This window comes from uncultured Clostridium sp., from assembly GCF_947036855.1.
Lineage (GTDB): Bacteria > Bacillota > Clostridia > Clostridiales > Clostridiaceae > Sarcina.
Map to the genome: position 1 here is coordinate 1 of NZ_CAMQRY010000078.1, position 12,160 is coordinate 12,160.

The 12,160-nt window shown below is 29.8% G+C and carries 8 protein-coding genes and 2 tRNA genes; all 10 read left to right on the forward strand.

All coding sequences use genetic code 11. The features are described 5' to 3' along the window. The first annotated feature begins 59 nt into the window (after positions 1-59). A tRNA-Ile gene (locus Q0V15_RS08780) sits at positions 60-136 on the forward strand. A 4-nt stretch (positions 137-140) separates the two neighbouring features. Next, a tRNA-Ala gene (locus tag Q0V15_RS08785) sits at positions 141-216 on the forward strand. A 354-nt stretch (positions 217-570) separates the two neighbouring features. After that, on the forward strand, positions 571-2,541 hold the full coding sequence (gene glgB, locus Q0V15_RS08790; RefSeq protein WP_297438083.1) for a 1,4-alpha-glucan branching protein GlgB: 1,971 nt from the start codon (positions 571-573) through the stop codon (positions 2,539-2,541). Between the two features lie 16 nt (positions 2,542-2,557). Beyond that, positions 2,558-4,006, forward strand: a complete 1,449-nt coding sequence (gene glgA / locus Q0V15_RS08795) for a glycogen synthase GlgA (RefSeq protein WP_297438085.1) — start codon at positions 2,558-2,560, stop codon at positions 4,004-4,006. 16 nt (positions 4,007-4,022) lie between these two features. Then, entirely contained in the window at positions 4,023-6,458 is a 2,436-nt protein-coding gene (locus tag Q0V15_RS08800; RefSeq protein WP_297438087.1) for a glycogen/starch/alpha-glucan phosphorylase, read from the forward strand. A 196-nt stretch (positions 6,459-6,654) separates the two neighbouring features. After that, positions 6,655-7,092 carry a hypothetical protein gene (locus Q0V15_RS08805; RefSeq protein WP_297438089.1) on the forward strand — a complete coding sequence of 146 codons (438 nt, stop codon included), beginning with the start codon at positions 6,655-6,657 and terminating at the stop codon, positions 7,090-7,092. A 40-nt stretch (positions 7,093-7,132) separates the two neighbouring features. Next, positions 7,133-8,278 carry a glucose-1-phosphate adenylyltransferase gene (locus Q0V15_RS08810; RefSeq protein WP_297438091.1) on the forward strand — a complete coding sequence of 382 codons (1,146 nt, stop codon included), beginning with the start codon at positions 7,133-7,135 and terminating at the stop codon, positions 8,276-8,278. Between the two features lie 30 nt (positions 8,279-8,308). Then, positions 8,309-9,412 (forward strand): glucose-1-phosphate adenylyltransferase subunit GlgD, encoded by a 1,104-nt coding sequence (gene glgD, locus Q0V15_RS08815; RefSeq protein ID WP_297438093.1) that lies wholly within the window; start codon positions 8,309-8,311, stop codon positions 9,410-9,412. Between the two features lie 89 nt (positions 9,413-9,501). Then, the gene (locus Q0V15_RS08820) at positions 9,502-9,957 is read left to right on the forward strand and encodes a VanZ family protein (RefSeq protein WP_297438095.1); all 456 of its coding nucleotides are present in this window, start codon (positions 9,502-9,504) and stop codon (positions 9,955-9,957) included. 196 nt (positions 9,958-10,153) lie between these two features. Next, entirely contained in the window at positions 10,154-11,701 is a 1,548-nt protein-coding gene (locus tag Q0V15_RS08825) for an AbgT family transporter (RefSeq protein ID WP_297438097.1), read from the forward strand. The last annotated feature ends 459 nt before the right edge of the window (positions 11,702-12,160 follow it).

Below are 12,160 nucleotides of genomic sequence, written 5' to 3' on the forward strand. Positions count from 1 at the left end.
GAGGCTGATGGTACTGCATGCGCGAGCGTGTGGGAGAGTAAGTTGTTGCCAGATTCATTGCATCCTTAGCTCAGTTGGTTAGAGCAACCGGCTCATAACCGGTAGGTCCTGGGTTCGAATCCCCGAGGATGCACCATTTTGGGGGTATAGCTCAGTTGGGAGAGCACTTGCCTTGCACGCAAGGGGTCATGAGTTCGATTCTCATTACCTCCACCAAATATAAAGTCTATGAACTATGTTCATGGGCTTTTTTTGTTTTTAAAATAAAAAAGTTTTACTTAGAGTAATATCTATAAGTTTTAGGTGGAAAATTAGAAAGAAAAAGTGAATGATATAATAGAGAAGTTAATAAAAAAAGAGAACTTAGGTAACTAAGTTCTCTTTTTTGTAATTTTTTTTGTTTATGTTACGTAGTATTTTAGTATAAGGTTTTAAATTATTTGAAAAATTATACCATTTAAACTATATTGAATAATTAATATAGTTTAAATGGTATAAAAGCTAAAAAATAAAGTGTATTTATATAGCAAATTTTATACTTAGTAATAAAATAAGGGGGGAATTAGTAAGATGAATTTTACAGAATTAGATATGTATTTATTCCATGAAGGAAAACATTTTAATTGTTATGATTTTATGGGAGCTGTAATTAGAAGTGAGGATGGAAAACGAGGTGTTAGATTTACAGTTTGGGCGCCGAAGGCTTTAGAAGTTTTTGTTGTTGGAGATTTTTCTTCATGGGAGCCAAAAATTGAATATTTATTGAAACAAATTAATAATATGGGGCTTTGGAGTATTTTTATTCCAGCTATAAAAGCATCTACAAGATATAAATTTGCAATAAAAGATAGTAGGGGGAATGTTGTTTTAAAGGCTGATCCTTATGGGAAAGCTTCAGAACTTAGACCAAGTACAGCATCTATAATAGTTAATAAAAATATGTATAGATGGAAAGATTCTAGATGGATTGAAACACGAGAGCAAAAGAAAATAGAAGAGAGTCCAGTTAATATATATGAATTACATTTAGGTTCTTGGAAAACTAAGGAGGATGGTGAACTTTTAACTTATAGAGAATTAAAACATATTCTTCCAAAGTATATTAAAGAGATGGGATATACCCATGTTGAGTTAATGCCAATTATGGAACATCCATTGGATAAATCTTGGGGTTATCAAATAACAGGATTTTATGCAGCTACAAGTAGATTTGGAAATGCAAATGGGCTTAAAGAGCTTATTGATGAGTTTCATAGAAATGATATTGGAGTAATTTTAGATTGGGTTCCAGGACATTTCTGTAAAGATACTCAAGGGCTTTATAGATTTGATGGAACAGCAACTTATGAATATGAAGAAGAATGGAAAGCAGAAAATACAGGTTGGGGAACTTGTAATTTTGATTTAGGTAGACCAGAAGTTAGAAGTTTTTTAATTTCAAATGCACTTTTTTGGATTAGAGAATATCATTTTGATGGAATTAGAGTAGATGCTGTTGCTAATATGCTTTATTTAAATTATGGAAGAGATAAGAGTGAGTGGAGATATAATAGTGATGGTTCAACACATAATATTGATGCTGTAGAGTTTATTAAAACATTAAATTCAACAATAAGTGCAGAGTTTAAAAATTTAATTATTGCAGCTGAAGAATCTACATCTTGGGAAAAAGTTTCTCACCCTGTTGAATATGGTGGTCTTGGATTTAATTTTAAGTGGGATATGGGATGGATGAATGATACTTTAGATTATTGTGAAGCAGAAGACTTTTTAAAAGCTAATAAACATTATGATATGACATTTTCTATGATGTACAATTATTCAGAAAATTTTATATTACCTATTTCACATGATGAAGTTGTTCATGGTAAGAAATCACTTTTAGATAAAATGCCAGGTGATTATTGGAATAAGTTTGCTGGGCTTAGACTTTTTGCATCTTATATGATGGGACACCCAGGTAAAAAACTTAATTTTATGGGAGCTGAGATTGGACAATTTATAGAGTGGAGAGAGTATGAACAGCTTGAATGGAAACTTTTAAGTTATCCTATTCATTCAGGTATAAATAATTTTTATAAGGATTTAAATAATTTCTACAAAAATAGTAATGCATTGTGGGAGAGAGATCATTTGCAAGATGGTTTTACTTGGATTGATGCTGATAATAAAGAGCAAAGTATATTTGTCTTTATGAGAAAAGGACATAACCCTGCGAGGGATGCATTAATTTTTATATGTAATTTCACTTCAAGATATTATGAAAGCTATAAGGTGGGAGTTCCGTTTAATAGTAAGTATAAACAGGTATTCAATTCAGATGAATTAATGTATGGTGGCTCAGGAAAGGTAATTGAAGGTGAAATTTCAGCAATTAATACTCCATATCAGACAGAACCTTTCTCAGTAGAAGTAAGAGTTCCACCTATGGCTACATTAGTTTTAGGTCTTGTTGAAGATGAGAGTGGAGATATTGATGATGATATATTTGAAGTAGTTAAGAAAGATACTATGAACTTTTTAGGTTTAAATAATATTTAATTTGGGGGAGATAAGTATGAAGATTTTATTTGTTGCATCTGAAGCACATCCTTTTATTAAAACAGGTGGACTTGGAGATGTTATGGGAGCACTTCCTAAAGTTTTAGCAGATTGTGGTGATGATGTTAGAGTTATAATACCTAAATATAAAGGGATTAAAAAAGAGTTTATTTCTGAAATGAAGTTTTTAGGGAGTTTTGGAGTAAATATAGGGTGGAGAAGACAACATTGCGGAGTTTTTGAAATTGTAAAAAATAATGTCACTTATTATTTTGTAGATAACGAATATTATTTTAAGAGAGATGGACTCTATGGATATTATGATGATGGTGAAAGATTTGGATATTTTGATAGAGCTGTTTTAGAAGTTTTAAGGTTTGTAGAGTGGTGCCCTGATGTACTTCATTGTAATGATTGGCAATGTGCAATGATTCCAGCACTTCATAAACTTGAGTATCAGCATCATAGTGATGGGTTTTATGCTAAGATGAAAACTGTTATTTCAATTCATAATTTATTATTCCAAGGTAATTTTGATAAAAATATTTTACCAGAATTATTTGGTTATACTTTAGAGCAGTATGAAAATGGAACTATAGAACTTTATGGAGCTGCAAGTTTTATGAAGGCTGGACTTATTTATGCCGATAAGATTAGTACAGTTAGTAATACTTATGCACAGGAAATTAAGTCAGAGTGGTATGGTGAAAAGCTTGATGGAGTTTTAAGAGAAAGATCAGATGATGTTTGGGGGATTGTAAATGGTATAGATTATGATGAATATAATCCTAAAACAGATTCATATATATTTAAACAGTACGATATTGATTCACACATTGATAAGCAGTTGAATAAAATGGAGTTACAAAAAGAATTAGGTTTGCCTGTTAATGGTGATGTGCCGATGATTTCTATTATTTCAAGATTAACTAATCAAAAAGGTATAGATATTTTAATTAATTGTATTGATAGGTTATTTAGACAAAAGGTTCAATTAGTTGTTTTAGGTACTGGTGATTATGGATATGAGGAGCATTTTAAAAGTTTAAAATCAAGATATAACGATAAGGTTAGTATTAATATATGCTTTAGTAATGCTTTGGCTCATAAAATTTATGCAGCATCAGATATGTTTTTAATGCCATCTGCTTTTGAACCTTGTGGACTTGGACAGCTTATTGCATTGAGATATGGAACTATACCAATAGTTAGAGAAACAGGAGGTCTTAAGGACACAATAGCACCTTATAATAAATATGATATAACGGGTAATGGTTTTAGTTTTGCTAATTATAGCTCACAAGAGCTTATTAACACTATTGAGGAAGCTATAAAAACATATAAAAGAAAAGAAGAATGGACTGTATTGGTTGAAAATGCTATGGCATCTGAAAATAGTTGGGAGAAATCAGCAAAACTTTATAAAACCTTGTATGAAATGATAGTGGAGAAGGCTATCAAGTAATTTAAGGAGGGTTTCAATGATTAATATAGATAAAAAACAGTTTAAAAGTGATTATAAGAAAAAATATTTAGAACTTTATGGAGAAGAATTAAATAGTGGTAGTGATTTGTATAGATATGAAACTTTGGGGAGTCTTATAAGAGATTATGTGGCAAGTTCTTGGGTTGATACTAATAAAAAGTATAATGAAGAGGGAGCTAAGCAAGTATATTATTTTTCTATGGAGTTTCTTTTAGGAAGATTGCTTGGAGATGCACTTTTAAATTTAGGTATAAGAGATATTTGTCGTGATGCATTAGAAGAACTTAATATTAAGCTTGATGATTTAGAAGAATTTGAGAGTGATCAAGGACTTGGGAATGGAGGACTTGGTAGACTTGCAGCGTGTTTTCTTGATTCAATGGCATCTTTAAATATTCCAGGGCATGGTTGTGGTATTAGATATAAGTATGGTTTCTTTGAGCAAAAAATTATAAATAATACACAGATAGAGGTGCCTGATACTTGGCTTAGAGAGGGAAATGTATGGGAAGCTAGAAAATCAAGTAAATCAGAAGTTGTAAAGTTTGGTGGGAATGTAAAAGTTGAAACTATTAAAGGTAGAGAGGTTTTTACACATATAAATTATGAACCAGTACTTGCAGTACCTTATGATACTCCAGTTGTAGGATATAACAATGATGTTGTTAATACTTTAAGACTTTGGAGTGCAGAAACTGTAAGTGAAGAGTTTGATTTCTCATCATTTAGTAGAGGTGAGTTCTTAAAGGCAATTGAATATAAGAATTCTGTAGAGGCAATTTCACATGTTTTATATCCTGATGACTCTGTTTATGAAGGAAAAGTTTTAAGATTAAAGCAGGAGTATTTCTTTGTATCAGCAGGAATACAAGGTATTATAAGACATTATAAAAAACTTGGTGGAGATATTGAAAAGTTAGATGAAAAGATAGCTATTCATGTAAATGATACTCACCCAGCACTTGCAATTCCAGAACTTATGAGGATTTTAGTTGATGAAGAGGGACTATCATGGGAAGTTGCTTGGAGAATTACTAATAATACAGTTGCATACACTAACCATACAATTTTATCAGAAGCTTTAGAAAAGTGGCCAATTGATATGTTTAAATCTATTCTGCCAAGAATCTACATGATAGTTAATGAGATTAATGAGAAATTCTGTGGAGAACTTTGGGGTAAATATACAGGACAATGGGATAAAATTTCAAGAATGGCTATTATAGGTGATGGGTATGTGAGAATGGCAAACCTTTGTATTGTTGGAGGTCATAGTGTCAATGGAGTTGCAAAACTTCATACTGAACTTCTTAAAAAGCAAGAGATGAGTGATTTTTATTATATGTACCCTAAAAAGTTTAATAATAAGACTAATGGAATAACTCACAGAAGATGGCTTCTAAAATCAAATCCAGAGTTAACTAATCTTTTGAAAGAAACAATAGGTACATCATTTATTAAACATCCAACAGATATGATAGATTTTAAAAAGTTTGCCTATGATACATCAGTACAGGATAAACTTGCACAGATAAAATTAAATAATAAAAATAAGCTTATAAAAGTGATTCAGGATACTAAAGGAATAATAGTTGATCCAAATTCAATATTTGATGTTCAAGTTAAGAGAATACATGCTTATAAAAGACAAACTCTTAACTGTTTGAAAATAATGAACTTATATAATGAAATATTAGAAAATCCTAATAAAGATATTGTTCCAAGAACATTTATATTTGGTGGAAAAGCAGCACCAGCATATCACTTAGCTAAAAATACAATAGAGCTTATAAGTACACTTGGTGAAAAGATAAATAATGATCCTAGGGTGAATGGTAAGCTTAAAGTTATTTTATTAGATAACTATAGAGTTTCACTTGCTGAAAAAATAATACCAGCTACTGATTTAAGTGAACAAATTTCAACAACTACAAAAGAAGCATCAGGAACTTCTAATATGAAGTTTATGATGAATGGAGCTATAACAATAGCAACACTTGATGGAGCAAATGTTGAAATTAGAGATGAAGTTTCAGATGAGAATATAATGATATTTGGTATGTCAGAAGAAGAGGTACTAAATTATTATAATAATGGTGGATATTCAGCATATGAGTTTTATAAAAATGATAATAGAATAAAAAATGTTATAGATGATTTGAAGAATGGTAAGTATTCAAATGATACAAATAAGTTTAATGAGATATATCAGCACTTAATACCTTATAATGATGAGTTTTTTGTATTAAAAGATTTTGCATCATATGTAGATGCAGATATGAAAGCAGATAAGTTATATAGGAATAAAAATAAATGGCAAGAAATGTGTGCGATAAATATAGCGCACTCTGGAATTTTCTCATCAGACAGAACTATAGCAGAATATGCTACTGGTATTTGGGGATCAGATGTAATGTATAAAAATTTATAAGATAAATAATTTAAAATAATAAGTTAAGCTTATGAATTTATAAGAAGAAAATTGAATATATATTATTAAAGGATTTGTACAAATTGAATATACTTGTACAAATTCTTTTTTTGTTTTAAAAATAAAACGTTAAAAATTTTTTTCTAGTAATTTTATATGAAAAAAAAACATAGTTATCATTTAGGGGGTGATTATAGTGATAAGAACAGTAGTTTGTGAAAAAGAAGGATGTACAGGTAATAGTTTTTATTTAGAAAATGAATATCAAAAATTATCTATAATATGTACGCAGTGTAATAGTAATTACGAACATCTATATAATGGTCATGGGTTTACACTATTATCAAATTGCTCTTCTTGTAGAACAGATAAATTTAAAATATTTAAAGATGTTGAGTCTGAGGTCATCTATGCAAAGTGTATAGATTGTGGAAATCCGCCAGAAAGAGTTTGTCTTGATACAGATGGGGTACAAATATCATACAATGAAAAGTTATTAACAGAAGTTAAAAATATTGTTTCTAATACAGAGCAAAGGATTATGAATTTAGAAGAAAAAATAGAAGCTTTAGAAAATGGGCAGAATTTATCAGAAGTTTCATTAGCATATATAACAAAATTTTTAACAGATTAAATTTATAAGGTAGAAGGTAAGAAAGGAGAAAATTGAGATTATGAGTAAAAAAGAAATAGTAGCAATGATTTTAGCAGGGGGACAAGGTTCAAGGCTTGGAGTTTTAACAAAGAAATTAGCAAAGCCAGCAGTACCTTTTGGTGGAAAGTATAGAATAATAGATTTTCCGCTTAGTAATTGTTCTAATTCAGGGATATATACAGTAGGAGTTTTGACTCAATATAGTCCAATGGAACTACATTCTCATATTGGGATAGGAAGTCAGTGGGATTTAGATAGAAGAGATGGTGGTGTAAGTATACTTCCTCCATACCAAGGTGAAAAAGGAGCAGATTGGTATTCGGGAACAGCTAATGCAATATATCAGAACATACCATATATAGATAGTTATGACCCAGAATATGTACTTATATTATCAGGTGACCATATTTATAAAATGGATTATGAAAAAATGCTTGATTTCCATAAAGAGAAAGAAGCAGCAGCAACAATTGCAGTATTAAAAGTTTCAATGGAAGAGGCTAGTAGATTTGGAATAATGAACACAAGAGAAGATTCGACTATTTATGAATTTGAAGAAAAACCAGAAAATCCTAAGAGTAATAATGCATCAATGGGAATATATATATTTAGCTGGAAAGAACTTAGAAAGTATTTAGTGGAAGATGAATCGGATGCTACATCAGAAAATGACTTTGGTAAGAACATAATACCTAGTATGCTTAAAAATGAAGAAAAGATGGTTGCATATCCATTTAAGGGATACTGGAAAGATGTTGGAACAATAGAAAGTTTATGGGAAGCAAATATGGATTTATTAGATAAAGAGTGTGAGCTTGGACTTTATGATGAAGAATGGAAGATTTGTTCAGTAAGTACAATGGCACCACCACAATATATTGGAGCAAAGGCAAAGGTTAAAAGTTCTTTAATTGTTGAAGGCTGTGAAGTTGAGGGAACAGTTGAAAATTCTATATTATTCCAAGGTGTTAAAGTTGAAAAAGGAGCTATAATCAGAAACTCAGTAATTATGCCTAATACAAAAATTGGAGCAGGATGCAGAGTTGAAAAAGCTATTGTTGGAAGTGAAGTAATTCTAAATAGAGAAGTTATTATTGGAGATGGGGAGAAGATAGCAGTAATAGGTTCTAAAGAAGTAATAGCAGATGGAACTTTAGTGAATTAAATTGTGAAAGGAAAAGGTGGATTGAAGAGTATGAAAAATTGTGTTGGTATAATAAATTTAGATGAAAAAGAAAATAGAATGGGTGAGTTAGTAAGAAATAGACCACTTGCAGCTGTGCCAATAGCAGGTAGATATAGAATAGTAGATTTTATTTTATCAAATATGACTAATTCAGGAATAGAGAGTATAGGAATATTTGCAAAAAATAAATCAAGATCATTACTAGACCATATATCTAATGGAAAAGCATGGGATTTAGATAGAAAAAGAGATGGACTTAGAGTATTTAATTTTGCAGACAAAGAGCCATCATATGATGATGTACATGCTTTTTGTGATAACTTAGAATTTTTAAAACTTAGTAGAAAAGAATATGTTTTACTTGCACCATCACATATGATGGCTAATATAGATTTTTCGAAGATTATGGAAAGTCATAAGAAAAGTGGAAATGATATAACAATGGCATATAAAGAGGTTAATGATGCTAAAACAGATTTTATTGGATGTGATGTTTTAAATATAAACAATGATAGAGTAGAAAGCATTGGGGAAAATATAGGGATAGATAAACAAGCAAATATTAGTATGGAAATGTATATTATGAAAACAAATTTATTTATAGACATAGTTTATAGTTGTATTAAAAATGGGAATACAAGAAAAGTTAAAAATTATATTAAATATAATACAGATAGTTTAAAGGTAGGAGCTTATAGTTTTACTGGATATTTAAGATGTATAAATTCATTAGAGAGTTATTATAAAATGAATAAAGAGATATTAAATAAAGAAGTAACAAAAGAATTATTCTACAGTGAAAATCCTATATACACAAAAACTAAAAATGAATCAGGAACTAGATATGGGGAAAATAGTGAAGTTAAAAATTCAATAATAGCTAATGGTTCATTTATTGAAGGGAAAGTTGAGAATTGTGTAATAGCAAGAAGAGTATATATAGGAGAAAATACAGTATTAAAAAACTGTGTAATACTTCAAAATACAAAAATTGGTGATAATGTAAAGATGGAAAATGTAATAACAGATAAAAATTCAACAGTCAGAGATGATGAAGAATTAAAGGGTGCTAGTGATATACCTTTAATAATAAAAAAAGTATACAGAATATAAAGAAATGTAAATAAAGATAAATAGATTTGAAAAAAATATAAACCTTACTATAATAAGAGAGAGATGATTTTATTAGAAGAGGGGTAAATATGAAATTAAGTAAAAAGAAAATAATAAACTTAGCTCTATTATTTATGTGGATGGGATTAATATTCTATATGTCGAGCAGTAATGGAGAAAAGTCTACAGGACAAAGTGATTTAGTTATAACTATATTGAGTTCAGTTGGTATTAATCTATCAGGAAACTTTGGAGAGTTTGCTTCAGTAATTGTGAGAAAAGCTGCTCATATATGTGAATATATGATTTTAAGTTTACTATTATATAATGTATTGAAAGATTATATAACAATTACTAAAAAAGCAATGATATATACAATTATAGGGGTTATACTATATGCAATGTCAGATGAATTACATCAAGCATTTGTTCCAGGAAGGGCTGGTAGAATACAAGATGTATTTATAGATACAACAGGTGGATGCATTGGGTTAGTTGTAATTAATGTAATAAATAAGATAAAGAGGTCAAGAAGCACTATATAAAGTGTTTTTTGACCTTTTATTTTATTGTGTTAAAAATCTTAACGATAAGTTCAAAGTATCCATAAAAAGTTTAAAAAGAAATTAATTATATTATATTACAAAATTTGCTAAAATGTGATAGAATCAATCTAATAACAAAAACACATGTCCATCAAGAGTGGACGCTTGGTGAAAATAATTTTAAGGGGGGAACAAAATGTCAGTAAAGAATGAAACAGTAAAGAAAAAAGGTATTTTAAATTTTATTGAAAAAGTAGGGAATGCACTACCGCATCCAGCTACAATATTTGTAATTTTATGTGGAATAATAATGGTAGTATCTCATGTCATGGCTGGAATGGGGGTTTCAGTTACATATGATGTACTAGATAAAGCTACAGGACAGATGGTACCATCAATAGTTACTGTTACAAGTTTATTATCAAAAGAAGGAATAATTGGAATGCTTGAAGGAGCATTAACAAACTTTACAGGATTTGCCCCACTTGGGACAGTTTTAGTAGCAATGCTAGGTGTTGGTGTAGCTGAAGGAACTGGATTAATTGGAACAGCTCTTAGAAAATTAGTGTTAAGTACTCCTAAAACATTAATTACAGTAGTAGTAGTTTTAGCTGGAGTAATATCAAATATAGCTTCAGATGCTGGATATGTTGTATTAATACCACTTGGAGCAATTGTATTCTTAAGTATGGGAAGACATCCGATGGCTGGACTTGCAGCAGCATTTGCTGGAGTATCAGGTGGATTTAGTGCAAACATAATATTTGGACCAACAGATGCATTATTAGCAGGAATATCAACAGAAGCAGCAAAAATTAGTGATGCTTCAGCAAGTGTTGGAATAGCTGATAACTGGTACTTCTTAGTAGTATCAACAATATTAATTGCAATAGTAGGAACTATAGTAACAGAGAAGATTGTTGAACCAAGACTTGGTGAGTATAAAGGAAGTTCTGATACTAAAACAAGTGTAGAACTTACAACTACAGAAAAGAAAGGTCTTAAGTATACAGGATTTGCTAGTATAGTAGTAGCTATTATTTTAGGAATCACTACAATACCTCAAAATGCATTATTAAGAAATGCAGAAACAGGATCACTTATAGAAAAATCACCATTTATGAATTCAATAGTTATTATAATAGCAATAATATTCTTAGTACTAGGTGTTGCTTATGGAATAGGTGCAGGAAGTATAAAGAATGATAAAGATATAATAAAAGAGATGAGTAAAACAATGTCTACAATGGGCGGATATATAGTTCTTGTATTCTTTGCAGCACAGTTTGTAAAGTATTTCTCACAATCAAATGTTGGAACTGTAATAGCAGTTAAAGGTGCAGATTTCTTAAAAGGAGCTAATATTGAAGGTGTACCATTAATATTAGGATTTATATTAGTCACAGCATTTATAAACTTATTCATGGGTTCAGCATCAGCAAAGTGGGCAATTATGGCACCAATCTTTATTCCTATGTTAATGGGAATGGGATTTGCACCAGAATTTACACAGATGGCATATAGAATAGGAGATTCATCAACAAATATAATTTCTCCACTTATGACATACTTTGCACTTATAGTATCATTTAGTGAAAAGTATGATAAAGAATCAGGAATTGGTACAATGATATCAACAATGGTACCATACTCAGTAGCATTCTTAATAAGTTGGTCAGTATTATTAATTGTATGGATGACATTAAAATTACCATTAGGACCAGGAGCAACAATATTTATGTAATTTAAATAGATGAAGAAAAAAGTTATTTCATGAGCTATATGCTTTGAAATAACTTTTTTTATTTGTCGAGAAAAAATATAAGCGATTAAAAGAAGAATATAATGAGTAAATAAGAAGAGGAATCTACTAAAAATAGATATGATATAGTGATATTTCTGAATATAATTAAGAAACTAAACCTTGTGTGTCATATATTGAAATAAGACGTAACTAAAAGAATTTTAGAGAAAAAAAGTAGAAATGGCCAAAAAGCAATTTATTAAATAAAGTTTAAGCTTATAAAGATGATATAATTCCATATGTAAGCAAGTGTGAAATAAACACAGCAAACAAATTACTAAAATTAAATTAAAAAATGTTGTTGACATTTGAATTTTAATTTGGTATTATAAATAAGTTGTCTGAAACAAGGCGATAAGGTCTTTGAAAATTAAACAGATGAAATTAAGTAAACCAGCA